Below are 24918 nucleotides of genomic sequence, written 5' to 3' on the forward strand. Positions count from 1 at the left end.
GAGCTGCTCGTCCGACACCGCACTCGACGGTGCCTGAACCACCTGCTCAGCCTGCTCGTTCTCCACGGCGGTCTCCGTCATCAGACGCGTCTCCTGGATCATCAGATCCGCCGTTGATTAGACACTCCCTGATTGCAGTACTAGAGGTCGAGCGCGACTTCGCTGGTGGGCCGGCTGCAGCAGACGAGGATGGTGCCGGGCTCGGGGAGTTCGAGGGGTGGAGTGGTGTAGGTGGTGTCGCCCGCGACGAGGTGGGTGATGCAGGTGTGGCAGACGCCGGTGCGGCAGGACCAGCGGGTGGGGATGTCGCAGGCTTCGGCGAGATCGAGGAGTGAGGCGTGGGCCGGTGACCACGGGGTGGTGATGCCGCTGCGGGCGAAGGTGATGAGGGGGCCGGTGCCCGGGGGACCGGGGGGTTGGTGCGGCTGCACCGTGGCGGCACTGGGGGTGACGCCGGGGTTGATGGCCGGCAGGGCGCTGAACTGTTCCGTGTGGATCTGCTCGGGGCGCAGGCCGTGCTCGCGCAGGTGGCCGCCGATGTCGTCCATGAAGGCGGGCGGTCCGCATACGTAGGCGTCGGCGTCGGTGGGAACGCCCATGGCCATGAGGGACTGGGCGGTCGGACGCCCCGGGGTGATGTGGGGCTGGTCGGGGCGCGGCGCGGTTTCGGCGGTGTAGTAGATGTGCTCGTGGGCGTGGGGGAGTTGGGCCAGGAGTGCGTGGGTCTCGGCCGCGAAGGCGTGGTGGGCGCGGTCGTGGGCGGTGTGGATCCACCAGAGGGGGCGTGGGTCTCGTGTGGCGGCGAGTTGGTGGAGCATGGCGAGGACGGGGGTGGCGCCGATCCCCGCCGAGATGAGGACGATTGGGCGGGTGCCCGGTTGGAGTACGAACGTCCCGCGGGGACTGGCGATGTCCACCTGGTCTCCGGGGCGGAGCGTGGCATGGATGTAGCCGCTGACTTTCCCGTAGGGCTCGTGCTTGACGCTGATGCGGTATGTGTCGGCCGTGGGAGCGGAGGACAGGGAGTAACTGCGCACCGCGGGGGCGGTGTCGCCGACGGGGAGGCGGATGGACAGGTACTGGCCTGGGCGGGCCTCGGGTAGGGGCGCGCCGTCGGTGGTGGCGAGGTAGATCGACGAGACGGTGGGGGTCTCTTGGACGATGCGGGCGACGCGCATGGTCTTGAAGCCCGGCCATCCCGGCTCTTCTCTGGGCTGCTGGGTTTCGGCGCGTTCACTTGGCCATCCCGGTTCCTGTGTGGGCGGCTGGGCGGCGGCGAGTTCGCGGAAGGACTGTTGCCATCCGGGGCTGAGGGCGGGGATGTTCAGTGCTGTGCGCAGCTTCGCGGGGTCGCGGTCAGGGAGGTAGAGCAGGGCGTCGGTGTCGGCGACGGTGAGTTCTCCGGGTCCCTTGCGGGTGAGGGTGATGTCGTCGCCGGCCTGGACCCGCCCTTCGGTGATCACGCGCAGGTAGAAGCCCGGCCGGTGGTGGGCCACCAGCAGGGATGCCATGGTGGGTTCGCCCAGGCGCATGCCGACGCGGTAGCAGGTGACGCGGGGCTGGGTGACCTCGAACTCGGCTTCCCCGGTGCGATACCGGTCGCCGATGCACACTTCGTCGTCGGGCAGGCCGTCGACGGTGAAGTTCTCCCCGAAGATGCCGAAGGTCAGGTCGTCGCGACCGAGCTGTTTCCGCCAGTACTGGTAGGACTGCGCCTGGTAGACGAGTACGGCCCGGATCTCGCCGCCGTGCCCGGCCAGGTCTCCTTGGCCGTCTCCGTCGATGTGCAGCCGCCGCACCATCCTGGAGCCCTGGACGGGGGCCTTCCAGGCTCCGGTGTGGACAGTTCTTCCCTGCCAGGAGACGTCTTTGGGCATCCCTACGTTGACGGACAGCAGCGTCGCCATCGCGGACCTCCTGCGGGACGGTCGGCCGGGGCAGCCCCTCATGGCGGTGTCATGTGTGCCTCTCGGACCGATATTAGTTCGCTCACCGGTGCCACCGCGATTCAACGATCACAGATCGTTCTGCGCGTTCCCTGACTCCTTCGAACGGGGGAACCGGCACGGAAGGCAATGCCTTGTTCGTCTCTTCTCGGCGGATCACTCCAACCTGGATCGGGTGGCCGTGGTGATCGTCCTGCCGTAACGGACTCACCCCACCTGCGGCCGTGGCGGGTGCTCGCGTAGGAGGTCCGGTGTCCGAGGCTGGGGCGATGACAGAGCCTGTTCAGGAACCAGGAGAGCCTGCGCCGTTTCGGCGAGGAGCGCGATCCTGCCCGGGTGGTCGCATTCGGTGACGCCGTCATCGCCATCGCCATCACGCTCCTCGTCCTGGAGATCCGCCCACCGCACGACACCCGCCACCTGCTGCACGGCCTCGCCATGCTCTGGCCGTCCTACCGGGCGTACGCCGTCACCTTCATGCTCATCGGGCAGGTGTGGGCCAACCACCACATCATGTTCGACCACATCCGTCACGCCGACCGGGTGGTGCTGTTCCTCAACACCGTGCTTCTGATGGACATCGCGTTCCTGCCGTTCGCCGCCTCCGTACTGGCCGAAGCGTTCCGTGACGGACACGGTCAGCGCACCGCCGTCGTCCTGCACGGCACCACGTTCGAGCTCGCGGCCGGCCTGACCTCATGGGCGGCCGAGTGTCCCGAGCACCGAGCCGGCACACCACGGCCCGGGACAAGACTGTCCTGGACAACATCGCCACTGTCCCCGTCCTGACCGGCCGCCGACCCACCGGCGCTGCTTGTGGACGAACCCTTCACCGCCCTCGACCCGGTGGCCCGCGTCCTCGTGTGGCTCGCGGCCCATGTGGCCGATCACCAGGCCCGCGGGCACAGCGAGCCGGCTGCCGCGATGACGAGAACCCTGAGGTTGACCTCAATCAAACTTGAGGTTTTACGGTCAAAAGCATGACAGAGATCATGCAGCCCCAGCCCCGTGCCCAGCCCGAGTCCCCGTCCGGGGCCGCGGCCCGCACCGAGGCACCTTCCGCGACCCACATCCCTGAGCGCTACCACCGTTCGGTGGTGCCGCACATCATGGTGTCCGACGCGGAGGCCGCCATCGCGTTCTACGTGGCCGCCTTCGGAGCGGTGGAGGAGTTCCGGCTCGCCCATCCGCAGGGTGGGATCATGCATGCCGAGATCCGCATCGGCGAGTCCGTGCTGATGCTTGGCGATGTCTCACAGGGTCCGTTCACCGCTCCGGCCGAGCTGAGCGGCACCTCGGTCGCCCTGCACGTGTTCGTCCCGGACGTGGACGAGCTGGCGAAGCGGGCGGTGGCGGCGGGCGCCGAGCTGATCCAGGCGCCCGCTGATCAGTTCCACGGCGACCGCACGGCCCTCCTGCGGGATCCCTCCGGACACCTGTGGGTGTTTCTGACTCATCTGAGGAACGTGTCTCCGGAGGAACTGCTCCATGGCCGGGCGGCGGCCGGCGACGGCCACGCGTAGTCGCGAGCGGCGTGCAGATCGGGCTGAGACCGGATCGCGGGTCACCAACGTACGGACCCGCAACGGCGACTCGCCCGCGCCGCAGCGCTGAGCGCAGCGTGACACGCGTTCGCACGGCGTGGTGGCATGGGGGCATGGAGTTGCGGGAGTTGCGGGCCTTCGTGGCGGTGGTGGAGGAGGGCGGACTGTCGGCCGCGGCACGGCGGCTGCACGTGAGTCAGCCGGCTCTCTCCCAGACGGTCAGCGGACTGGAGCGGCAGCTGGGGGTGAAGCTCTTGGTGCGCGGCAGCACGGGTGTGCAGGCCACCGAGGCGGGGATCACTCTGCTCGGCGAGGCGCGCGCGGTCCTCGCCCGGCATGACCAGGCCCTGCGGGCGATGGCCCGGTACACCGGCCCGGGTGGCGGGGCACTGCGGATCGGCATCCCGCTGGAACTGCCCTTGGGACTGCTCGATCCGGCGCTGGCCGAGCTGGCCGACGCGTTTCCGGACACCCGTGTGGAGGCGCGGCACCTGTCCTCGGCCGAGCAACTCGCGGCGCTGCGCGCCGATGAGCTGGACGTGGGCTTCCTGCGGGAGCGCCCGTCGAGTCCGGCATTCGACGCGCTGCTGGTCGTACGCGAGAAGCTGGGTGTGCTGCTGGCCGCGGAGCAGGCCGCCGAGCTCGCGGGGCCGGACGGCGTTCAGCTCGACGCGCTGGTGGGCCTGCGGTGGGTCGGGTTCCCCCGGGCGGGCAGTCCCGCCTGGTACGACGAGCTGACGGCGGTCTTGCGAGGGCATGGCCTGGATCTGGGGCCCGAAGCCCCGAAGGGGCAGGCCCTGATCGCGGATGTGAAGCTGGCGGCGGTCGCGACCGGGCGCGCCTTCGCACTGGCTCCGCCGAACTGGCAGCAGCCCCTGCCGGACCATGTGACCTGGTCACCGCTGGTCGGGCATCCGCTGGTGCGACGCACCTGGGCGGTGTGGCCGGCCGACTCGCGCCGACGCGACCTCGGCCGGTTCATCGCGGCACTGGACCGGCTGGTGAGCCGCTGATCGCGCCCGGGCGCTGCTGGGGGCGCGGGGCGGGAGAGCCCGGCGCCCCCCAGCAGTGTCAGACCGCTGTACGGCCGCCGTCCACCGGGACGATGGCGCCTTGCACGAAGCTCGCCGTGTCGCCGACGAGGTAGGCGATCGCCTCGGCGATCTCCCGGGCCTCGGCGGGGCGGCCGGCGGGTGCCTGGGCGGCAAGGGCGTCCAGGTTCTCGCCCATGGCGGCCGTGCCTCCCGTGCGGGTGGGGCCGGGCTCCACGGCGTTGACCCTCACCCCGTGGGGGCCGAACTCGGCGGCCCACGCTTTGGTCAGCAGGTTCAGCGCCGCCTTGCTGGAGCCGTACAGTGCCATGCCCGCGACGCCGTACTCGGCGACCATCGTGCTGACATTGACGATCGCGCCGGACCCGCGCTCGGCCATGGCCGGGGCGAGTCGCGCCACCAGATGGAAGGGCGCCTTCACGTTCAGGTCGTAGACGGCGTCCACGTCGGCGGGCGACGCCTCTGCCGTGGGGCCGAACGGGAAGATGCCCGCGTTGTTGACCAGGATGTCCACCCGGCCGCCGCCCAGTTCGGTGGCCCTGTGCGCCAGCCGCCGCGCCGACTCGGCGTCCGCCAGTTCGGCGGAGAGGAAGTCGGCCTTGCCTCCGCGATCGCGAACACGGGCGACGACGGCCTCGCCGCGGGCCGCGTCACGCCCCGCGACCAGCACATGCGCGCCACGCTCGGCGAGCAGCTCCGCCGTCGCCGCGCCGATGCCGCTGGTCGCCCCGGTCACCAGAGCCACACGCCCGACAAGATCAACAGAACCCATGAGAGCTGTCCTTCGCATCGAAAAGTGTGGGTCGAGCGGAGTCGCGGCCGGCCGCGTTCCGTCGCCCCGTCCCCTCGTCCGTGAGGTGACGGGAGTCCAGAGCACCGCAAGGCCTCGGCAGGATTCCGGCACAGCCATAGGCGTCGCCGATGCCCGCTATCAGCGCGGGCCCCCTACCAGTCGGACCTTCGCTTTCCCGTCCCGTGGTCGGTGGGCGCCGGTCAGGGTGTACACGACGGCCAAAGGCGGTACTTATGGCCACTCTTGGTCAGGCGTATGGCCAGGCAGCGATGAATCGCGCGTCCCGTGGGTTTGTATGACCCGTACGGCGCACCGATGCGATCTCTTGAACAGCTCGAACAGCTCACCGGCAGCACCCATTGATGCGAGGAACACCATGAGCGAACCGCAGGCACCCCAGGAAACCGGCACCTACGACGTGATCGTGCTGGGCGCGGGCCCGGTCGGGCAGAACGTAGCCGACCACGCTCGTGCGGCCGGCCTCTCCGTGGCCGTCGTGGAACGGGAACTCGTCGGCGGTGAGTGCTCGTACTGGGCCTGTGTCCCCAGCAAGGCGCTGCTGCGGCCGGTCATCGCGGTCGCCGACGCCCGCCGGGTGGACGGGGCCCGTCAGGCCGTGACCGGCCGGCTCGACACCGACGGCGTCTTCGCCCGGCGCAACCGCTACGTCAGCGACTGGGACGACTCGGGCCAGGCCCGCTGGGTGAAGTCCATCGGCGCAGACCTGTTCCGCGGGCACGGCCGGCTCGACGGCCCCCGCCGCGTCACCGTCACCGGGAACGACGGCGCCGTCCGGACCCTCATGGCGCGGCACGCGGTCGCCATCGCCACCGGCAGCCGACCGGTACTGCCCGCCATCCCGGGCATCGAGGAGGCCCGGCCCTGGACCAACCGGCACGGAACCGACTCCAGCACCGTGCCCGCGCGGCTCGCCGTCGTCGGTGGCGGCGGGGTCGGCGTGGAGATGGCCACCCTCTGGCAGGGCCTCGGCTCCAAGGTCACGCTGCTCGTCCGGCGCCGTCTGCTCCCCAGGATGGAGTCCTTCGTCGGAGAGCTGGTCGCCCAAGGCCTCCGGGACGCGGGCGCGGACGTCCGCATCGGCACGCAGATCACGAGCCTGCGCCGGCCGGACCCCGACGGCCCCGTCACGCTCACTCTGGACGACGGAAGCGAACTGGAGGCCGACGAGGTGCTGTTCGCCACCGGCCGCACCCCCGCCACCGACGACATCGGGCTCGACACCATCGGCCTCACCCCCGGCGCCTGGCTCGACGTGGACACCACCTGCCTGGTCCAGGGCGTCGACGGCGCGTGGCTGTACGCCCTCGGTGACGTCAACCACCGCGCCTTGCTCACCCATCAGGGGAAGTACCAGGCCCGCACCGCCGGAGACGCGATCGGTGCCCGCGCCGCAGGCCGCCCGCTGGACGACGGGGCGTGGGGAGACCACGCCACCACCGCCGACCAGCAGGCCGTACCCCAGGTGTTCTTCACCGACCCCGAAGCGGGCGCGGTGGGCCTGACCGCCGAGCAGGCCGAGGCCGCCGGCCATCGGGTCAGGACCGTCGACCTCGACTTCAACGCCGCCCAGGGCGCCAACCTCTACGCCGACGGCTACCGGGGCCACGCCCGCCTTGTCGTCGACCTCGACCGGGAAGTCCTCCTCGGCGTGACCTTCGTCGGCCCCGGCATCAGCGAACTCCTGCACTCCGCCACCATCGCGGTCGCAGGCGAGGTCCCGCTCAAACGGCTCCGGCACGCCGTTGCCCCCTTCCCCACCGTCAGCGAGATCTGGCTCTTCCTCCTCGCCGCCTACCAGCGCGACAAGGAAGCGCCGCGGACCGCCTCGGCCTGATCGCTGCGACGCCGCATGCTCCCGGCGAGGCGGACATGGCCGGAACTGCGAGTTGAACGCGTTCAAATTTCCTGCCACGATACGTCGTGCCGTGTGGACAGCGCTGGACGAGAGGATCACGGTCATGACGAGTTCGCTTCTCGCACCGCGAGGCCGTGTCCGCATGCGTGCGGCCGACAGGGGGACCGTTACAGGGAGCACGGCCCCCACGCGGATACTCGACTGGCAGCATCCGAACGTTTCCTCGTTCCTCCGACAGATCGACAGCCCGGCGGACTCCGGGGACACGTCAGGCCCCGCTCACCGGACAGCGTTCCTGCGCCAGGCTCACCGAAGGATTGCCGAAGTCGTGCGGCCGGTGTACTCGATTGAGGACGAGCGGCCTGTCTCGGAGGTGCTCCGGCGCCGCCGCGGCTCGTGCAGTCAACGGCTGGCGGTACTGGAATCGGTTGCGCGGGCGTCCGGGGTGGCCACGCGGGTGCGTGGGCTGCTGGTGGACGGGAGGTTCTGGTATCGGCGCTTCCCCCGCTTCCATCGGATCGTCCCGCACCGAGTCGTCCTCGCATGGCCGGAGTTCCGCCTTGACGGGCTGTCACCGACCGAGCACCCCGACGCGCCCTGGCTGACGGTCTCGGAGCTCTACGGTGGTCTCACCGTGCTGAGCAAAGACAGCGGTGGCGGCTTCACCAACGCCGGCGCGGAGACGCTCTTCGAGGCGTTGTCCAGGACCGCGATCGACTGGGACGGCGTGACGGTCTGCCCGGCGGCCACTGGCGCCCCGTGCGATCTCTCGACCTACGTGCTGGCAGACCTGGGCCGCTTCGACTCGCGTGACGATCTCTTCACCCAGCACGGCCAGACCCTTTGCGGGATGGCGCGATGTGTGGCCGAGCCCATCCTGAGTCGCCGTTCGGCGGGCGCCTAGTACTCCAGCAGCACTTTGACGTTTTCCCTGTTCAGGGGCGGTTTGGGTGAGTGTAGTGGGCTGATTGCCGGCCTGTGTTGTCTTTCCCAGGCTGCCCCTCGATCGTGTGCAGCCGCCGCTGATAGTGGCAGCGGCGGGCGACGGCTTGGCGTCGTCTGCGCCAGTGGGACCATCTCAGCGCGCGTGCGCTGATGAAGGGCTGGTGAGCGGCGATCGGTGAGGCGACAGTTGCCAGGAGCCGCCGAACTTCTGCCACGGTGAGGGGAGCGAGGCAGGAACCGTTTCTGCTGCCCCTTTTGCCGCAGCATCGGCGGCCATGACGGCCAGGAAGGCATGCGCCAGTATGGCTAGGAGCGTGGGTCAGTGACGGGCAACCGGCCGGTGGTCGGGTCAGCGGTTCACTGCGGTCGCCTGGTGAGTGGCTTCGGGACTGGTGAGTTGGGGCGGCGGTCCTGGGATTTCGGTGCTTGGGGCCGGTCGGCCCGGCTGGTCAGGCAATCGCTGCGGTGATGCCGGCGCTTCCGACGTGCCGGAAGATCTTGCGGAGGTTGTGGCAGGCGGCCAGCAGGCGCCATTCGCATCGGGCGCCGTCTTCACCACGTAGGAGGAGTTGGCGTCCGTTCTGGCAGGTCATGATCTGGCCGAAGACGGGTTCGACGATGGCCTTGCGGCGGCTGTAGGCCTTGCGGCCAGGATTAGTCCGCAGTTCGCGCGCCATGCGCTCTTTCAGCGTGGCGTCCTTGGGGATGCGTCCGCGAGGTGCGGGCGGGACCTGCTCGTCGTGGGCGAGTCGGCCGGTGGCCATGAACGTGTCGGTGCCGCAGGCCAATTGCCGGTCCTTGGCGGCTTCCAGGTTGGCCTCGGAGCAGTATCCGGCGTCGACGAGGGCCTGCTCGGGGTGGGCGCCAGTGTTGGCCGCGGACTGGTCGAGCATCGCGGTGTAGTTCAGCGCGTCGGAGGGATTGCAGGTCACGTCGGCTGCGGTGATCACCTGGTGGGCCTCGTCGACGACGGCCTGGGCGTTGTAGGCCTGGATGTAGGCGCCGTCGCTGTTCTTCATGATCCGCGAGTCGGGGTCGGTGAAGTTGGCCTGGGCCTTCGGCTTGGGCCTGGCCTTGGCGGCGGCCTTCTCGCCGGCGTCGGTGACAGCCTGCTCGTCGCTGGTACCGGCCCGTTCTTGGCGGCGGCGTTCGGTGTCCTGCGCGTGGCGGCGGGCCTTGTCGGCGGCCTCGGCCTCGATCTGGGCGCGAGCGGCCTGCATCCTGGCCAGGCGCTTCTCGCGGCGGTCGAGTTCGGCGGGGAGGTCCACCTCTTTGCCGTCGGGGCCGAATGCCTGGTCCTCGGCCGCATCGGTGGCCTCGGCGTCGGCCAGCAGAGCCCGGGTCTTGGCCTCCAGGTCGGCGATCTCGGCTTCCACGCGCTCTTCTTTGGTGACCAGGCGGCCGTAGCTCATCGCCTTGTGCTTGGAAGCATTGGCTTCGAGCTTTGTGCCGTCCAGGGCAACGCGGCCCATCTTGACCATGTCCAGCTTCTGCGCGAGGTGCAGGGACTGGGTGAACAGGTCGGCGAGAGCGTTCAGGTGACGGCGGCGGAACCGGGCGATCGAGCGGTAGTCCGGTGCCTGGTCGGCGGCCAGGAACCGGAATGCGACATCGTCCACGCACTTGCGCTCGATCGCCCGGGACGAGCGGACGCCGGTGGTGTAGCCGTAGATCAGCAGCCGCACCATCAGCCGCGGGTCGTAGGGCGGGTAGCCCCGCTTCTCGGTGTAGTCGGCCAGGACCGGTCCGAGGTCCAGCACGTCGTCGACCAGCTCGGCGACGAAGCGGGCCAGATGGTCCTGGGGCAGCCAGTCGTCCAGCGACGGCGGCAGCAGCAGGACCTGGTGCGGGTCGAACGACCTGAATCGCTTGTCCACCGCCGCCGCACGACGTGGCGGCTGTTTGCCCTCGGCCGGCTCGACCTCGAACAGCCCCTCCTGATCACGCATACCGGGATCATTCCGCACAACTGATCATCAGACGCACGCGGGTTGCCGGTTACTGTGACTGAGCACGCTGGTTGGCCACTCTGAGCATTGCAGCTGGCCGGCCCACGGCGGCGCGTGCGCCAGCCGTCAGGCGTCGAAGCGGCGGCGGGCGGCCTCGATGTGACCGAAGTACTGGTGGGTCCAGCCGCACATTCCGTCGACCGTTGCGCGCAGGGCTTGACCCGGCTCGGTGAGGGTGTATTCGACCCGCGGTGGGACGGTGGGGTGCACGGTGCGCTCGACCAGGCCGTTGCGCTCCAGCATGCGCAGGTTCTTTGTGAGCATCTTGTGGCTGATGCCCTCGATCTCGTTCCGCAGCTCGCTGAAGCGCAGGGTGCGATCACCGAGACCCTCGACGATGAGGAATGCCCACTTGTTGGCGACGTCGGAGAAGATCTCCCGCGCCAGGGAGCCCGCACGCGCCAGGTCTGCATCCTCGGGCGAGCCTGTGAACTGCTTGGTCACCATAAGGTTCTCCAGTCACTGAAAAGTGCGTTCTTCCACGTCAGCTCCCACTCTTTACAGTTCCTGAGTAACCACAAGAGAGTGAGTGTCTTGATCGGCGCGGACGCGTGTCCACAGGCGCTCAGGACGAGGAGGCAGGCAGCATGACCATCACCTTTGTGAACCCCAGCGGATTGCCCAAGATCGACGTCTACCGGCAGGTGTCGATCGCATCCGGGTCGAGGCTGGTCTTTATCGCCGGGCAGGTCGCCTGGGACGCCGAGGGAGTCACGATCGGCGAAGGCGACCTCGCCGCCCAGGTCGAGCAGAGCTATCTCAACGTCGGCACCGCCCTGGCCGAGGTCGGTGGCTCCTTCGACGACGTGGCGAAGCTGACCTTCTACGTCGTCGACTGGACCCCAGACAAGATGCCCCAGCTCCTGGAAGGGATCTCCCGGGCAGCCGCGAAGCTGGGGATCACCCCGGCCCCGCCGACCACGCTGATAGGCGTTGCGGCACTGGATGTCCCCGACCATCTGGTCGAGATCGAAGCCACCGCGGTCCTCGACTGAACAGGTGCTCTTTGCCACTGAGCGCCGAAATGGCCAACTACGGCGCTCAGCCGCCAACCAGCGTGCTCAGTCACAGTTACTGACCCACGCTCCTAGGGTGATGTGCCGCATCCAGCCGGTGTAGCGGCGTACTTCGTACTGGTCGAGGCCGCATTCGTTCTTCGCGGCCTGGAAGGTTTCCTCGATGGCCCACCGCATCCCCGCGACGCGCACCAGGTGCTCGACCGTGGTCCCCAGCGGTGCGTAGGCGAGGTAGTAGGCGATCTCCTCGGGCTTGCTGATGCTGCGGCGGGCCAGTGCCCACCGCTGGTGGGTGGGCATCTCGCCGTCGAAGTCCTCGATGGACGTGATCTGCAGGGCGGCCCAGTGGTAGATGCGCGGGCCCTTCGCGCCGTCACCGCACGAACGTCGCTCCCATGCTTCGGCAGGGGCCTGGGAGAAGAGGTGATCGATACGTCCGAAGTGCGGTACCTGCTGGGACTTGGGGACCGCGAGGACATATCCCAGGCCGGTCTCCTCCAGCATGCGGCGCAGCCGCCACTCCTGGCCGTAGGCGGAGTCCGCGGTCACCCAGGCGATCGGCAGCGGTGAGGCGATTGCCCGCAGCACCATGGCCTTGGCCAGGTCGGGCTTGGTGGCGAAGGTCCGCTCGTCAGGGATGTGGGCGGCGCGGCAGCGGTTGTGGTCATCACCCTGTCCATGGCCGCCCTCGCCGCGCTGACCGCCATCCGTGCCCAGGAACTGTCAAAGGGGGCAGCGATCTTGGACAAACCCGCCTGATACCCCTGTCCGTCGCGGAGATCCGCCGCCTGATCGGACTGCTCCTCCACCCACAACACCTCACCCCGACTCACTATCTGCACTGGTCATGGTGGAGACGGCTCAGCCAGACACGCGCTCGCCTCAGCCACTACAAAGGACGAGGCCAGACCCCTTAACTGTGATTGCAGTACTAGGGCGGTCAGCGGCTGAGCCGCAGCGTGCTCGTAGGCGGCCTGGAGGTGGATCAGGGTTTTGTGGGCGGCGACGACTTGTTGGTCGTGTCGGCGGGCCTGGTGCCAGCGGGCTGCGGCGATGACGAGACGCGAAATACGTCTCGCCATTCGAGACGAACCAGGGCAGGGGTGGCCAGAGAGGCGTCCAGGCACCCCTGAAGTGACCGCTCAGCCTCGACTTAGGGCACGCGGAGGGCACGCCACCCTCAAATTGGACTAGACAACAACAAACCCCAGGCCACTGACCTGGGGTTTCTCGATGGAGCGGGTGGCGAGAATCGAACTCGCGCTCTCAGCTTGGGAAGCTGAGGGTTCCCCGGGGACCTGGCCGCGATTCGAGGAGGAGCTGGCAGCCGCCGACCTCGACGACCTCAGGAACGGAACAGATGCGTAGCTGTCAAGGTCTTTGACGGGGTGTGACTGTCCCCGACCGCCGGGGGTCACCGGGTATCCGGAGGAAGTCCAGAAGCCGCCAGAGTTGATCTTGAAGCCCTGACGGGGAGCGGAACTGTGTCACCGGCCGCAAGCTGCGGTGAACACCCACGCGCTTTGGCCTGCTGACCACCGAGGAAGCCCATGATCGCATCATCGGCCTGAGCTGAAGCGGCGAAGTCGGCCGCCATCACCCTGGCAAAGGTTGTCCTCGAACTACTCGCTCCGCGCTGCATGCTGCTCTGCCAGACTCGAGGGCGTGCCGAAGAGTCGTGGCCGCCGCACATCGCGTGGCGGCAAACAGTCAGTCCGCCGTTCGCCAGGCCCTGTGCGGTTGTCGGACCGTGTGCTGCGGCAGGCCCGAACACTGCGCCTTGAAGACACAGATGTCCTTGCCGCGGAGGCGTGGGCGAGTGGCTGCCTGGGCGAGGCGTGGTCGGGTGCAGGGATGACCGAACGCGAACCGGAACTGGTGCTATGTCGTGAGGTGGCGGGACGGGCTTCGACGAAACAGTCCCCGTCCGGCGTTGCCGCCCTCGCCGCGCTTGACCGAGTCGGCCCGCCCGCCGGCCACGCCATGCTGCAGGAGACGATGGAGGTTCTGGCCGCATCGCAGCCGGTGCCGGCCTGGCATGCGGCCGGCCCGCACCGCCCGGTGGGGGCCTGGTGCGCGGCGGACGTGTGGGACAGCGAGCGGGTGCTGTTCATCGACTACGACGGCCCCATCCCGCACACGCTGATGGCGCATATCGGCGAGGTCGGCGGCACGCTGGTGGACAGGCTGGCGCTGCTTACGCCACAGGCGGCCCACGCCTGGGAGGCGACGCGGGGCGAGGGCGAGGTGCCGATGCCGCTTCTCGAGCAGGACGCGGCCGAGGCGCTCGTCGATCTTGCCGCGGCGCTCCGGCTGACGGACATGACCTGGCCTCGCCCCGACGATGAGGATGTCGTCGCCCTGCGGGCACTGGCCTGGGCACGCTGCCGGGACCACCTGCCCGACTGGGCCGAGCACCAGCCGCTTGCACAGGGCGAGCGGGCCCGCGTGCTCGATGCGTTCGCACAGGCGGGCGCCCCTGCCGCGGAGGAAGCCGAGACCGCCCGGTCGCTGGCTGAGCTGTTCTTGGACTACGCGGAGAACTACCTCAGCCGCGGGCCGCTGTGCTGGAGCCCCGGCCAGATCGCCGTCTTCCTGGGGGACTGGCTGCCCCGCAAGACGGTACTCGATCAGGCACACCGCGCTCTCCTGCCCGCTGTCTTGAAGCGATGGGTGACCTTCGCGCTCACCGAACGCGGCGTCCCCACGCCGTGGATCGCTCCCGTCGTCGCCGCTGTCGAGGCACATACGCCCGCCTTCCACGCGGCCTTCGACGACGAGGAGGGGGCGTGGGGCCCGGCCAAGCAGATCGCAGCCGCCCTCGCCGCGCGGGACGTCGACCTCACCGACCGCGATGCCGTCGACGCCGCCGTGCGCGCCCTGAAGGCCGAACGGCTCGCCCAACAGCTCATGGACCACACCCGCCCGCCCGGCCCCTGACGTCCAGGCACGGACCACGCCGTCCCCCCCGGGGGGGGGGGGGGGCGGCGGCTCGCGACAACCACCCCACAGCAAGAGCAGGCAGGAAGAAGCATTAGTGGAACACGGTGATTCCCCCAGGGTGCTGCCCCGCATCGCCCGTCTGGTGGCGCGCAGCGGGGACCTCAAGAGCGAGCTGGTGGCCTTCGCGCACCATCCGCGCTTCGCCCGGCGGTTGGATGCCCGGCTCGAGGAGGCAGCGGACCAGCTCGGCTTCCTGGATGAGGCGATGGCCGTCGAGACCATCGACCACTTCGTGCTGCAGCACCGCCTCGCGGACGGCTCGAGCGTTCTGGAGCGGTTTGTCGCTCAGCGGCGGCCGCCGCTGGACGAGGACGAGCGGGCGATGCTGCTCGGCTGGCGCGACGTGGTGGAGGCAGTCTTCGAAGTACAGGGCCGCGAAGGGGATGCCGTCGTCCTGCACAACCTGCTCGATGACCTCGACTACCGGGTCCACTCCAACCTGGGCCGGCGCGCCCTTGGCAAACTGAGCACAGGGATGTTCGTGGCCGGCCGCATCGTGCCCGTCCACCCCGACACCGACGCCTGGCTGGTCAGCGGCAACCTCACCACCTATCCACCCGGCGACGGACCGCAGCTGGCGCAACTCGCCGTCCAGACGCTCACCGCCCATCCGCAGCTGCTGCGCCGCAATCCCGAAATGCTGCGCAAGGCCTGGGAGATGCAGGCCGAAGCCCGCGCCGACTTCATCGAGGTGTTCGGCACCGACATGCTCGTCCTGGATGCCGGCGAGGCGCCCGTACGGATGCGGGAGTACCACCGTCACCGGCAGGACAAGGCCCTGGCCGAACTCGACGACGAAACCGCCGCGCAGGCGATCAACGCCAGGCCTTCCCTGGACGAGCTCAGCAGTCTGCCCGAAGAACTCCGCGACGCGGACACCGTCGCCGTGATCTTCGACGAGACCGAAGGCCTGTGCTACTACGCCGACTTCGGCCACCTCGACGCGCTGTTCACCGATCCCGCCCTGGCCCGGGACCGCACCTACCTGAGCCAGCTCAGGCAGTACCTGAACGACGACTCCGTCGCTCCCATGGCCATCCGCCGCCTGGTCCAACGGCATCCCGACAACGCCGACGCCGTCTTCCGCGCACTCCTGCGCAAGCCCACCTTCGCCTGGGAACGCGACGGGGAGGAGCTGCTGCGCCGCCGCAAGCCAGACCACTTCGCCCACGAGCCCCTGCCCAGCGTCACCCCGGTCGGCGCCCGCCTCGCGGAACTCCTGCGCAGGCAAGGGCGGACGGCGCGATGAGGCTGTCCACCGCCGAACTCGACGCCCTGGTCGAAGAGGCGATCGTCGATGCCTACGACGAGTACGAACAGCTCGCCGCCTTCCAGGCGATTATCGAGGACCGCCTGGCCCTGCCGTTCACCACCGTCGTGCTCGGCATCCCCGTGACCGTCACCGCACTCCAGGACCGGCCCGGCAGCCCCATCGCCGCCTGGTGCAGACACGGCCGGCACGCTCAGGCGATCGGCATCCTCGACCTACCGCTGCCCGACCCCGCGCCTGAGGGATGGGCCTGGGTGGAGGCCTACCGGCACTGGGCATCCTAAAGCCGCCTACGCGCCGGGCCCTTCCTCGTGGCTGCCCCCTGTGGGGCCGCCCAGGCCCTGACCGCCGCGTGGAGATCTGGACTTCGCCACCCACTCCTTCTGGGAGCCGGCGCGCCCCTGGGCCGAGGTGTCGCAAGGGGCGCCGCGCAGGACGGCTGCGGCGGGGAAAGGGCCCGCCTGGCGGATAGCGAGCGCCCGTAGCTTGCGGCACGGGCCACCACGCAAGGGTGCGGGCTCGCCGTGTTGAAGGCGATGGCGGACACGCACGCCGTCCAGGGCGACGTTCATCGCCGACAGGGCGATCCCGCCTCGATGGAAGTCCCCCGGACTCCCTATCTGTGTCTCCAGAGAAAAGGTAGCTCTGCGTGACCTACCGGCGTGTCATTGCGGAGTGTGCCCGCATGGTGTTAGCCCAAGGGTATGACCGTCTTCGGAACTGGGGTGCGCGCGGGCATTGTCGCTGGTGTGCTCAGTGGTGTGCCGTCGACGCTGCATGCCTTGGCCACGCGGCGTGATCCGCTGGCGGCGACCCGCGCGGCCGGATCGCTGCTGCTGCCGGACGAAGCCCGCTCGGCGCGACTGCTCGCTGCGGCAATCCCCGTCCACTTGGGGCTCAGCGTCGGCTGGGGCGTGGCGCTCGCGGCCGTGCTGCCGCGACGGGCGACCACTGCGTGGGGTGCGCTGGCCGGACTCGCGATCGCCGCGCTCGACTTCAGTGTGCCGGGCAGACGTACCGCCCAGATCCGCGCGCTGCCACGGTGGCCGCAGGTGGCGGACCATCTCACCTACGGCGTGATCGCCGCTGCGGCGGTGGCCACCGCACACACCGAGGACCTTCAAAGCGTGCCACGGTCACACGGTCGGAGCGCGCCAGCGGCGGACTGTAGATCAGGTGTCAGCGGGAGATCTCAAGGTTCGTGAGGACGGGGAGGGGTCCGCAGGAGGGTCGTGGCGTGCCGGGCGTGAAGGCGAAGCTTGGTCAGGATGCGCCGGTTTTTCAGGTGGGAGAAGGCGTGCTCTGGCGTGCCTAGCGTCACTCTTCCTGCCAATGGCCAATACGGCGAATGTCGGATCCAGAACAGGCGTCTGCTTTTATACCTCTTCTTCCCTATAGTTCATGCGGCTCCTTAAAATCCCCCCATGGACTCGTCCATGACGGGGGGACGCCATGGGCTCAGGCGGCAGCGTGGCCAGACCGCGGCTAGTGATCACGGATCCGGCTCAGTTTCGGAACACCGCACTTGTATTGACGGGCGCCCGCCAGGTTGTCGGACGCGCGCCTGGCTGCGACCTGCGCCTGGAGCACCCGCATGTGAGTGGCCATCATGCCGAGCTGAGCAGGTCCGGCGCGCAAGTCCTGATCGAGGACCTGTCCTCCACCAACGGAACCTATGTCAATGGCAGCCCGGTGCGGGGGCCTCGGCGGCTGTATTCGGGGGACACCATCAGCTTCGGCGATGTCCGCGCCCGCTTCGACGATCCGGCTCAATCCATCACACAGACGGCACAGGCACCTGCCTTCAACGTCAGGTCCCAGCAGGCCGGAAGCATCAACAACGTGGGGCGGGACCAGTACATCCAGGAGGCGCAGCAAAGCTTCCTGAAGGAAGTGGCGGCCGCCCGTAGCAGGGGTCGGCGGCTCATTCTTGTGGGTTTCCTGCTCGCGGTCGGCGGCTTTGCGGTCTTCGCATGGGGCGTCCTGCGCTTCATGGGCGTGGTCAGCAGAGGCCTCCAGCAACCGGTTGATTCGGCTGATCCCTCCTCCGTTCCTTCATTCGATGACCTCGGAACGGTGTGGGGTGACCAGATCGGTGGAGTTCCGATCTTCCTGTTCGGCTGGGTGGCCGCGGCCATCGGCAGCATCCTGATGGTCGTCGGGTTGGTCCTGCATGTGATTGCCGCCGCCCGCCGTCGCGCCTACGAGCGCATGACCTTCTACCCCTGACAGGAACGGGCCATGACCTTCAACATCGGCAGTCAGCAGGGCAATATCAACAACATTGCGGGTGACCAGACCATCCACGGCGGTCAGCACGGCACCTTCCACGGCGCGCCTCAGGATCCCGGTGAACTGGTCGTCCGCCTTCGCGAGGCACTCGACCGCACCGCGCTGCCGCCCGATGTCGCAGCCAAGGTGCGTAACGAGGTCGCAGGCCTGAAAGCCGCCATCACCAGCCCCACTCCGGACCGCCCCGACGCCGCCGACCGGCTCGCCCGCATCACCCGCATCCTGACCTCGGCCGGCGCCCTGACGGCCGCGGCGGGGTCGGTCGCGGGAACCCTTGTTGCGCTCGCCCAGTGGCTGGGGTCTCTGGGCGATCCGGTGCTGCAGGCGCTCGGTCGGTGACTCCCAACCACGAGCGGCAGCGCGGGTGACCGCAGGCCAACGCGGGGACTCGCCGCAGTTCGAACCGGTGCTGGAGAAGGTCCGCGTGCCCCGCATCGGGCCGGGTCGGCCACGCATCCGCCCCGATCGGGTACGGGCCGACAAGGCCTACGCCTCCTGCAAGAACCGCGCCTATCTGCGCCGCCGCGGGATCCGCTGCACCATCCCGGAGAAGGCCGACCAGGCACGCAACCGCGAGAGGCTCGGATCCCGCGGCGGTCGGCCGCCACGCTTCGACCCGACCGACTACCGCGAGCGCCACGCGGTCGAGTGCGGCATCAACCGCCTCAAGAGGAACCGTGCTGTCGCCACGCGCTACGACAAGCTCGCTGTTCGCTACGAGGCGACCGTGCTTGTCGCAGCCATGAACGAGTGGCTGTGACAAGCACCATCGCGACGGTCCTCAGACGACGTCGAACTCGTTGCCCTCGGGGTCCTGCATGGCCGCGGCGTAGAGCCCTGCGTGGGGCTCATCCTTGATCTTCAGCACGGTGGCGCCGGCCTCGACCAGCTGGTCCACCGCGGCCCTGACCCGCCGCGCGCGGACGTCCAGCGGGACGTCACGGCCGCCACCGACCTTCAGGTCGAAGTGCCACCGGTTCTTGGCGGTCTTCGGCTCCGGAACCTGCTGGAACCACACGCGCGGTCCACGACCCGCCGGATCGACGATCGACTCCGGAATGTCGCCGGCCCCGGTCGGCAGCTCCTCCGCGGGCACCCCTATCGCCTCCCAGTAGGCGCGCCACGTGGCGTGCCCGTCCGGCGCGGGCTCGGGCACATAGCCCAGAGCCAGGGCCCAGAAAGCCACCATCCTCTGCGGGTCGGAGCAGTCGATCGTCAGCTGCATTGTCATTTCCATGCCCGGAGCCTCCCAGACAGGTATGACGGGCGATCCACTTTCGCAACAGGCCCGTGGCCGAGGGTCGGGGGTGAGGAAGGAGTCGAGATGGGTGAAGACCGTCTCGGGCTTCTCGCGGATGGGCAGGTGTCCTGCGCCGGGGATGAGTTCGAATCGCGCGTGGGGGAACCCCGCGGCGTAGGCACGGCCGAAGCCGGGAGTGACGACCGTGTCGTCGGCGCCCCAGATCACCAGTACCGGGCAGGTGACGGTGGAAAGGCGGGGCAGCATGCCGGCGTCTCCCATGGCTGGCCCGGCGTAGGCGCGCATGGCGGCCATCGACTGCGCGGACGGTCCGCCCTGCGGCGCCGGAACCGGTGGACCGGCGGGCACGGTGACCGGCCGGCCGGGTATGACGGGGCCGATGGCGTCCATGAGGACGAGCTGGGAGATCCGCCCCTCGCGGTCGTCCAGGACGATCTGGGTGGCGACCCAGCCGCCGAAGGACGTGCTGATCACCGTCACGTCGTTCAGCCCGAGGTGGCCGAGCAGATCCAGGTAGACAGCGGCGAGTGCGGGCACGGAGTCCAGATCGTCAGGCCGTACGGTGCCGTCCCAGCCCGGATGGGTGGGCGCCACCACCCTGTGATCCGATGCGAGGTGGCCGGTCAGGGCCGCGATGCTGGACGGGCCGGGGCCGCCGTGCAGGACGAGGACCGGGCTGTTGCCCGTGCCGGCCTCGCGCACTTCGAGGTCCAGGCCGGGCCGTAGCGGGATGGTCCGCTCAAGGGACGTCGTCACAGGTTCCTCCCGGATTGGCTGAGGCGGGTGGGTTCGGTGACTGGGGGTGCGGTGGCCGTCGGGGCGGGCCTCACTGGGCTGCCGGGCCGGAGGTGAAGAACGCGACCATCTGCTCCAGGCCCCGCTCGCCGAACATCGTGTTCAGGTTGGCGGCGGACTCGGCGGCGGACGCCTCGCTGCGCGGGAAGAGGGCCTCCTCGTACGCGGCCAGAGCGGCTTCGGTGTCGCCGGGATGTGCGGCGATGGCCAGGGCGAGTTCGGCGCCGTCGAACATGGCGAGGTTGGCGCCCTCCCCGGCGAAGGGGGACATCAGGTGGGCGGCGTCACCGAGCAGCGTCACGCCCGCGACACGGTCCCAGCGGTGCCCCACCGGCAGGGCGTGGATACGGCGCGGGATGATCGTCTCCGCGTCGGCGACCAGGCCGCGCAGGCCCTCGTCCCAGCCGTCGAAGTGGGCGAGGACGGCGGCCTTGGCGGCAGCGTGGTCGGTGAAGTCGACCGTGTCCAGCCAGCCCTCGTCGACCTTGAGCGCCGTGTAGACGTGGAGACTGCCGTCGCTCTCCCGGTGCGCGAGGACGCCGCGTTCGTCCCCCAGGGCGATGAAGAACCCGCCGCCGATGACCGCGGCGCTGCGCGGGTGGCGGGTGTCGGCGTCGAACAGGTCGGTCTCGACGAAGGAGATCCCGGTGTAGGCGGGCCAGGCGTCCGAGACCAGGGGCCGGATCCGGGACCAGGCGCCGTCCGCGCCGATCAGGAGATCGGTGGTGATGGCCGAGCCGTCGGCGAACGTCACCTCGTGGCGCCCGTCGCCCAGCGCCCGGGCCCCGGTGACCTTGCGGCCCCAGTGGACCGTGCCGTCGGGCAGGGAGTCGAGCAGCAGGTCCCGCAGGTCGCCGCGGTCCACCTCCGGCCGGCCTCCAGTGCCGTCGTCTTCCTCGGCCACGTGCACGGTGCCGTCGGGGCCGAGCAGGCGCAGGGCCTGACCCCCCTGGTGGACGATCTTGAGGAAGTCGTCGTGGAGGCCGGCGGCGTGCAGGGCCTTCTGCCCGTTGTTCTCGTGGATGTCGAGCATCCCGCCCTGGGTACGGGCCGCCGCCGACGCCTCCAGCTCGAAGATCGCTGACTCGATGCCGTTGACGTGCAGGACACGGGCGGCGGTCAGGCCGCCAAGGCCTGCGCCGATGATCGCGATCGGGAAATGGCTGGTGCTCATGGGGCCTCCGGAAGCAGTAGGGGAACACCTCGGTGCGCCGAGTCATCACCGCCGACGCCGCAAGGCTCCTTGCAGGGGCGGCTGCGCGGCGAGGAGGCAAGGAATGCCTCGTTACATCCCGCCACAATAACGAACGTGTTCGTTGCGAACAAGTTCGTCGCACGCAGCGGCAGGCGGCGAGGAGAACTGCCGCCCCCCGGCCGCCTCCGTCGCCAGGGCGGCCCACCCCGCCCGGGGGTCAGTCCACTGCGCCCGGGACAGGTGTGTGCATGATGCCGTTGACGAGGACGTCGAAGCTCCAGCGGATCCTGTCCGGCACCGAGCCGCCGATCAGGGCGGGCATGTGCGCGGTGATCGCCGGATGCGTGGCGGCGTCCACGGCGTGCAGTGCACGCACCGTGGCGTTCCAGTCGTCCTCGGAGGCGGGATCGTGCTCACGCGTCGAGTGCTCGGCGGCGGTGGCTGTCGCGTCCTGGAGCAGTTTGTCCACCCCCCAGGCGACCTGCTCGCGGCCGGCCCCGCTTTGCGCGAGGAGATCGAGGATGCGCTCCACCAGGCGCAGGTAGTTCTCGCCGCTCGGGCGGGCCACGAGCGCGGCCCGCGCGAGCTGCGGGTGCTCGAACAGCACCTGGGCGTACGACGTCATGACGGCACGGAGCTGCTCGCGCCAGTCCTCACCGCCGTCCCGCCCGGTCAGGTCGACCTCGCCGAGCAGGGAATCCAGAACGGCTGCGTGCAGCTCGGCGGTGTTGGCGATGTAGACGTACAGTGACGCCGGGCCGGTATCCAGCTCCTGCGCCAGACGGCGCATCGTGACCTTCCCCAGCCCCTCCGCCCGCATGATCCGCACGGCGGTGTCCACAATCCAGCGCCGGGACAGGGCGGGCTTCGCCGGACGCTCCCGACGGCTGATCGGCTCTCTTCTCGCAGTCATATCCCGATCGTAACGAACATGTTCGCAGAGCGGGATTGCCCGGTTCACTCTCGATCTCCCGGTCGGTGGTTCTCACAAATGACCGGTTGCGAGAGTTCTGCGAGAGCCCCGGAGTCGATCACGTTTCCGCAGGTCGCCGTTCGCAGAAGTCCTCTCGGGAGCTGACGATCGTCCGACCGGCAGCCCGACCACGACCGCCCTGACCACCGACAGCGGCAAGACGCCCTCCCAGCCGAGAAGACGTATCCCAGCGGCGCCATCGCCACGGATGTGCAGTCCGGTGATGGCGGTCTCCGCCCACCCGCGGCTCTCCTCGCACTCCATGCCTCATCATCCACGCGGCCGGGGGTGGATCCACCGAGACACTCCAGGGCAGACCATGATCAACGGCTTAGCGTTAACCGCTGTACCGATGTTCCCCAAGGCCGTTCGCGTCGTCGGTTGGCAGGTCGGCCTCGGCGGTGTAGGGCAGGCGGAGGTAGGCACACAGCACATCGATGCAGGTCTCTGGCGCAGGTCACGGGTGGGGGCATCATTGGCCAGTCCGGCCAGGGCGTGCACGGCGCCGAGGCTGACGGCCTCGGACTCGTTGCCGAGCTGGTCGACCGCGGCGGTGAAGCGCTCGGTGTGCAGGCGGGTGGCCTCGCGCAGTGCGCCGTCCTCGTCGACGCGCTGGCGCCGGTACGCCACGACCAGGGCGACCAGGGCGCCAGCGCCAGCCACCACGCCGAAGGACAGCTTCGCCAGGTCGAACAGCGTCCTGGAGTCGATGCGATGCTCGGGCTTTAGCCCTTCGGCGCCGAGCAGGTACCACCCGGCGAAGAACACCGCGGCGGCTGCGACGACTGCGGCGGCGAAGGCCAGGGCCAGGACCCGGCGGACCGGCCACAGATTCGGGCCGCCCCTACGCGGAGGCCAGCAACACCCGACATAGGCTCACGAGCTGTGATCACGTCTTCTGCTCCGCCAACCAACTGGTGGACTGTTGGCACCAGCATGGTCAGTACTGCCGCGACACTCGCCGCAGTCGTGATCGCGCTGTACGTCGCCCTCTCGAATAGAGCGCAGCGAGCGGCTGAGGAACGGGACACTCAAGCCGCGCAAGCCCGTTTGGTGACGTGCGAACAGATCCACAGTAACGGGACCTGTCGCTTCGAGAACCACAGCGACTACCCCGTCTGGGACCTCCAGGTGGTCTCCGTGATCGCCGTAGATCTGGAGACGAACGAGCGCTACATGGCGCTTCGGGCGGCAGAGCAGCCGTTCTTAGATTGGGTGACCGAAGGTACTGACGCAGCGCCGTGCGTGACGGGTACTGGGTGGTCGCCTAGAGAAGACCGTGTCCGCTTCGAGGTGCGCTATCGGTGACGGTCGCTGGTGAGAGCCCCGCCGAGCTGCCCAGGAACTGCTCCAGGGCGGGCACGAAGTCGCCGGAGGACAGGCCGTGCAGGTAGAGCAGCGGGAGCACTTCGCTGATCTTCGGGGACTTGCGGCACCATGGCGGCAGAATGGCGGAGGAGAACCGCTTGCGCTCGCCCGTGGCCTCGTCGACGCGCTTGTCGTTCACGCGCGGCGCCTTCACCTCGACCACGCCGGCCGCGGTTGTGACCTTCCTGGGCTGGTGGTAGCCGTTGCGCACCACCAGGCGACGGCCACGCTCGTCGCGCTCATCGGTCAACTCGGCTGTATAGGCATTGACTTCGGCCTCCAGCGCGGCGGCCAGCATCCTGCGTGCGCCCTCCCGGACGATCTCGTCGATCAGGGAGGAGCCGTTGGCGGTGGTGCCGTCGTCGTTCACTACGCTGAGCACGGACGTGCCTTCCCGGCCGGTGCTGCGAACACCGGTCTTGCTCGGTGACCTATCGATCAATTACCCGGGAAGGTACGTCCTCCCGAGCCGATCCACAGTTCTTGAGCATTGCTCGGTTCACAGACGCTCACGGACTGACGTGGAACCGGACGAACAACGATCAGCCCACGCGTCATGTCGTCACCGGCTAAACCCACAGGATTCCCACCGGCTGGAGACTGCACAACCGGTCGACGGTAGAGATCCGAACCGGAGCCAACGCTACCGCCAATCACTGTCCGTCAGTCTTGGCGCCGCAGTCAGCGAGGCCCCGGCAGCGCTGGACGATGCTCGCCCGACACCAAGGCGTCACGGCCAACTGCCAGCTCCGGCACGTACTTGTAGAGGGTCGTGCGGGAGACCCCCAGCAGCTTGGCAATCGAGGTGATCGTGTTCTCCGGCTGTGCGAGCAAGGCTCGCGCGTGCCGGATCTGCTCCGCGTTCATGGCCGGCGGCCGCCCGATGCGCTCGCCACGGGCGCGAGCCGCTTCCAGGCCTTCGTGGGTGCCCTGCACGATCAGTTCGCGGATGAACTCCGCGAGCGCGGCGAACACGTGGAATACCAGGCGGCCGCCTGGGGTCGTGGTGTCCAGCGCCTCGTGGAGCGACTGGAAGCCGATGCCGCGCTGACGCAGCCCGGAGACGATGGAGATCAGGTCTTGGATCGAGCGGCCCAGCCGGTCGAGGGAGGGCACCACCAGGGTGTCGCCGGGCCGGAGGTAGTCGAGGCACTTCCACAGTTCCTCGCGCTCCGCGTTCTTGCCCGACTTCTTGTGGGCGAAGACCCGCACACAGTCGGCCGCGTTCAGGGCCGCGATCTGTCGATCGAGCAGCTGCCCCTTCGTGGAGACGCGCGCGTATCCGACCCGGGCGCCGGAGGAGTTCGCGGGGAAGGCTTCCAGCGGGCTGTCGGCATCCGCCCACTCTGCGGTAGTCGTCATGCAGGCACCGTACAGAAAAGGGCTCTGACACATTCCTGGACACCCTCTGTTGTTGAACACCCTTGTTGGACAACGGAAGTCGATTCCGACCCGGCGTGTCGACGTCCGGGCGGCGTTGTCCAGGAACCGATCGGTTGTTGGACGGGGGCACCGCAGCAGGGTATGGAGCAGGCCGGCCAAGGCCAGGCCCCACGAGAAGCTGACCTCTGGAAGGGGCG

Annotated in this window: 22 protein-coding genes, 1 tRNA gene and 3 pseudogenes; 13 read left to right on the top strand and 13 right to left on the bottom strand. The window is 69.1% G+C overall.

What is annotated here, in order from left to right:
- Nucleotides 1–140: 140 nt before the first annotated feature.
- A complete protein-coding gene (locus tag ACFYOH_RS42475) occupies nt 141–1907 on the bottom strand; it encodes an MOSC domain-containing protein (protein ID WP_388637105.1) in 1767 nt (588 codons plus the stop codon).
- Nucleotides 1908–2282: 375 nt separating this feature from the next.
- Here ACFYOH_RS42475 and ACFYOH_RS42480 point away from each other — a divergent pair, with 375 nt between their 5' ends.
- From ACFYOH_RS42480 to ACFYOH_RS42490, 3 genes are all read left to right on the top strand, one after another.
- On the top strand, nt 2283–2735 hold the full coding sequence (locus ACFYOH_RS42480) for a TMEM175 family protein (RefSeq protein WP_388637107.1): 453 nt from the start codon (nt 2283–2285) through the stop codon (nt 2733–2735).
- Nucleotides 2736–2926: 191 nt separating this feature from the next.
- Nucleotides 2927–3469 (top strand): VOC family protein, encoded by a 543-nt coding sequence (locus ACFYOH_RS42485; RefSeq protein WP_388637109.1) that lies wholly within the window; start codon nt 2927–2929, stop codon nt 3467–3469.
- A gap of 134 nt (nt 3470–3603) precedes the next feature.
- Entirely contained in the window at nt 3604–4503 is a 900-nt protein-coding gene (locus tag ACFYOH_RS42490) for a LysR substrate-binding domain-containing protein (protein WP_388637111.1), read from the top strand.
- Nucleotides 4504–4561: 58 nt separating this feature from the next.
- Here ACFYOH_RS42490 and ACFYOH_RS42495 read toward each other — a convergent pair whose 3' ends face one another.
- Complete coding sequence (locus ACFYOH_RS42495) at nt 4562–5287, bottom strand: SDR family NAD(P)-dependent oxidoreductase (RefSeq protein WP_388637114.1); 726 nt, start codon at nt 5285–5287, stop codon at nt 4562–4564.
- A gap of 424 nt (nt 5288–5711) precedes the next feature.
- Here ACFYOH_RS42495 and ACFYOH_RS42500 point away from each other — a divergent pair, with 424 nt between their 5' ends.
- Complete coding sequence (locus ACFYOH_RS42500; protein WP_388637117.1) at nt 5712–7190, top strand: dihydrolipoyl dehydrogenase family protein; 1479 nt, start codon at nt 5712–5714, stop codon at nt 7188–7190.
- Between the two features lie 124 nt (nt 7191–7314).
- The gene (locus ACFYOH_RS42505) at nt 7315–8115 is read left to right on the top strand and encodes a transglutaminase domain-containing protein (protein WP_388637120.1); all 801 of its coding nucleotides are present in this window, start codon (nt 7315–7317) and stop codon (nt 8113–8115) included.
- A 490-nt stretch (nt 8116–8605) separates the two neighbouring features.
- On the opposite strand, the gene ACFYOH_RS42510 is transcribed toward ACFYOH_RS42505, so the two are convergent.
- A complete protein-coding gene (locus tag ACFYOH_RS42510; protein ID WP_388637155.1) occupies nt 8606–10087 on the bottom strand; it encodes an IS1182 family transposase in 1482 nt (493 codons plus the stop codon).
- A gap of 144 nt (nt 10088–10231) precedes the next feature.
- Entirely contained in the window at nt 10232–10612 is a 381-nt protein-coding gene (locus tag ACFYOH_RS42515; RefSeq protein WP_388637123.1) for a winged helix-turn-helix transcriptional regulator, read from the bottom strand.
- A 140-nt stretch (nt 10613–10752) separates the two neighbouring features.
- Here ACFYOH_RS42515 and ACFYOH_RS42520 point away from each other — a divergent pair, with 140 nt between their 5' ends.
- A complete protein-coding gene (locus ACFYOH_RS42520; RefSeq protein WP_388637126.1) occupies nt 10753–11160 on the top strand; it encodes a RidA family protein in 408 nt (135 codons plus the stop codon).
- Between the two features lie 66 nt (nt 11161–11226).
- On the opposite strand, the gene ACFYOH_RS42525 is transcribed toward ACFYOH_RS42520, so the two are convergent.
- Together ACFYOH_RS42525 and ACFYOH_RS42530 are read right to left on the bottom strand one after the other, a co-directional pair.
- A complete protein-coding gene (locus tag ACFYOH_RS42525; protein ID WP_388637157.1) occupies nt 11227–11898 on the bottom strand; it encodes an IS701 family transposase in 672 nt (223 codons plus the stop codon).
- Between the two features lie 517 nt (nt 11899–12415).
- A tRNA-Gly gene (locus ACFYOH_RS42530) sits at nt 12416–12487 on the bottom strand.
- A gap of 548 nt (nt 12488–13035) precedes the next feature.
- Between ACFYOH_RS42530 and ACFYOH_RS42535 the strand changes: the two genes are divergently transcribed.
- The 7 genes from ACFYOH_RS42535 (at nt 13036) to ACFYOH_RS42565 (ending at nt 18506) form a co-directional block, all read left to right on the top strand.
- Nucleotides 13036–14121, top strand: coding sequence for a hypothetical protein (locus tag ACFYOH_RS42535; RefSeq protein WP_388637129.1), 1086 nt, complete (start codon nt 13036–13038; stop codon nt 14119–14121).
- A gap of 97 nt (nt 14122–14218) precedes the next feature.
- Complete coding sequence (locus ACFYOH_RS42540) at nt 14219–15433, top strand: hypothetical protein (RefSeq protein ID WP_388637132.1); 1215 nt, start codon at nt 14219–14221, stop codon at nt 15431–15433.
- A complete protein-coding gene (locus ACFYOH_RS42545) occupies nt 15430–15738 on the top strand; it encodes a hypothetical protein (RefSeq protein ID WP_388637134.1) in 309 nt (102 codons plus the stop codon). The genes ACFYOH_RS42540 and ACFYOH_RS42545 overlap by 4 nt, the downstream gene beginning before the upstream one ends.
- 420 nt (nt 15739–16158) lie before the next feature.
- Nucleotides 16159–16659 carry a hypothetical protein gene (locus tag ACFYOH_RS42550; RefSeq protein WP_388637137.1) on the top strand — a complete coding sequence of 167 codons (501 nt, stop codon included), beginning with the start codon at nt 16159–16161 and terminating at the stop codon, nt 16657–16659.
- Nucleotides 16660–16942: 283 nt separating this feature from the next.
- Nucleotides 16943–17683 carry an FHA domain-containing protein gene (locus tag ACFYOH_RS42555; protein ID WP_388637140.1) on the top strand — a complete coding sequence of 247 codons (741 nt, stop codon included), beginning with the start codon at nt 16943–16945 and terminating at the stop codon, nt 17681–17683.
- Between the two features lie 12 nt (nt 17684–17695).
- The gene (locus ACFYOH_RS42560) at nt 17696–18085 is read left to right on the top strand and encodes a hypothetical protein (protein WP_388637143.1); all 390 of its coding nucleotides are present in this window, start codon (nt 17696–17698) and stop codon (nt 18083–18085) included.
- A gap of 25 nt (nt 18086–18110) precedes the next feature.
- Complete coding sequence (locus ACFYOH_RS42565; protein WP_388637145.1) at nt 18111–18506, top strand: transposase; 396 nt, start codon at nt 18111–18113, stop codon at nt 18504–18506.
- Between the two features lie 21 nt (nt 18507–18527).
- On the opposite strand, the gene ACFYOH_RS42570 is transcribed toward ACFYOH_RS42565, so the two are convergent.
- The 7 genes and pseudogenes from ACFYOH_RS42570 to ACFYOH_RS42600 all read right to left on the bottom strand — a co-directional run bounded on the left by ACFYOH_RS42570 (nt 18528) and on the right by ACFYOH_RS42600 (nt 24700).
- Nucleotides 18528–18983 (bottom strand): VOC family protein, encoded by a 456-nt coding sequence (locus tag ACFYOH_RS42570; protein ID WP_388637160.1) that lies wholly within the window; start codon nt 18981–18983, stop codon nt 18528–18530.
- A 108-nt stretch (nt 18984–19091) separates the two neighbouring features.
- Nucleotides 19092–19763, bottom strand: a pseudogene (locus tag ACFYOH_RS42575) (alpha/beta fold hydrolase); the annotation flags it as partial.
- 70 nt (nt 19764–19833) lie between these two features.
- Complete coding sequence (locus ACFYOH_RS42580) at nt 19834–20976, bottom strand: FAD-dependent oxidoreductase (RefSeq protein WP_388637148.1); 1143 nt, start codon at nt 20974–20976, stop codon at nt 19834–19836.
- A gap of 238 nt (nt 20977–21214) precedes the next feature.
- Nucleotides 21215–21910 carry a TetR/AcrR family transcriptional regulator gene (locus ACFYOH_RS42585; protein WP_388637150.1) on the bottom strand — a complete coding sequence of 232 codons (696 nt, stop codon included), beginning with the start codon at nt 21908–21910 and terminating at the stop codon, nt 21215–21217.
- Nucleotides 21911–22316: 406 nt separating this feature from the next.
- Nucleotides 22317–22801: pseudogene (locus tag ACFYOH_RS42590) on the bottom strand (pentapeptide repeat-containing protein); the annotation flags it as partial.
- Between the two features lie 472 nt (nt 22802–23273).
- Nucleotides 23274–23720, bottom strand: a pseudogene (locus tag ACFYOH_RS42595) (transposase); the annotation flags it as partial.
- Between the two features lie 299 nt (nt 23721–24019).
- Entirely contained in the window at nt 24020–24700 is a 681-nt protein-coding gene (locus tag ACFYOH_RS42600; RefSeq protein ID WP_388637153.1) for a recombinase family protein, read from the bottom strand.
- Nucleotides 24701–24918 lie beyond the last annotated feature (218 nt).

Source organism: Streptomyces sp. NPDC007856, assembly GCF_042868225.1.
Classification (GTDB): domain Bacteria; phylum Actinomycetota; class Actinomycetes; order Streptomycetales; family Streptomycetaceae; genus Streptomyces.

Bases quoted from the DNA above. Each gene is read 5' to 3' on its own strand.
- ACFYOH_RS42475 (WP_388637105.1), bottom strand. From the start codon at position 1,907: ATGGCGACGCTGCTGTCCGTCAACGTAGGGATGCCCAAAGACGTCTCC.
- ACFYOH_RS42485 (WP_388637109.1), top strand. From the start codon at position 2,927: ATGACAGAGATCATGCAGCCCCAGCCCCGTGCCCAGCCCGAGTCCCCG.
- ACFYOH_RS42490 (WP_388637111.1), top strand. From the start codon at position 3,604: ATGGAGTTGCGGGAGTTGCGGGCCTTCGTGGCGGTGGTGGAGGAGGGC.
- ACFYOH_RS42500 (WP_388637117.1), top strand. From the start codon at position 5,712: ATGAGCGAACCGCAGGCACCCCAGGAAACCGGCACCTACGACGTGATC.
- ACFYOH_RS42505 (WP_388637120.1), top strand. From the start codon at position 7,315: ATGACGAGTTCGCTTCTCGCACCGCGAGGCCGTGTCCGCATGCGTGCG.
- ACFYOH_RS42515 (WP_388637123.1), bottom strand. From the start codon at position 10,612: ATGGTGACCAAGCAGTTCACAGGCTCGCCCGAGGATGCAGACCTGGCG.
- ACFYOH_RS42520 (WP_388637126.1), top strand. From the start codon at position 10,753: ATGACCATCACCTTTGTGAACCCCAGCGGATTGCCCAAGATCGACGTC.
- ACFYOH_RS42535 (WP_388637129.1), top strand. From the start codon at position 13,036: ATGACCGAACGCGAACCGGAACTGGTGCTATGTCGTGAGGTGGCGGGA.
- ACFYOH_RS42545 (WP_388637134.1), top strand. From the start codon at position 15,430: ATGAGGCTGTCCACCGCCGAACTCGACGCCCTGGTCGAAGAGGCGATC.
- ACFYOH_RS42550 (WP_388637137.1), top strand. From the start codon at position 16,159: ATGACCGTCTTCGGAACTGGGGTGCGCGCGGGCATTGTCGCTGGTGTG.
- ACFYOH_RS42560 (WP_388637143.1), top strand. From the start codon at position 17,696: ATGACCTTCAACATCGGCAGTCAGCAGGGCAATATCAACAACATTGCG.
- ACFYOH_RS42570 (WP_388637160.1), bottom strand. From the start codon at position 18,983: ATGGAAATGACAATGCAGCTGACGATCGACTGCTCCGACCCGCAGAGG.
- ACFYOH_RS42580 (WP_388637148.1), bottom strand. From the start codon at position 20,976: ATGAGCACCAGCCATTTCCCGATCGCGATCATCGGCGCAGGCCTTGGC.
- ACFYOH_RS42585 (WP_388637150.1), bottom strand. From the start codon at position 21,910: ATGACTGCGAGAAGAGAGCCGATCAGCCGTCGGGAGCGTCCGGCGAAG.
- ACFYOH_RS42600 (WP_388637153.1), bottom strand. From the start codon at position 24,700: ATGACGACTACCGCAGAGTGGGCGGATGCCGACAGCCCGCTGGAAGCC.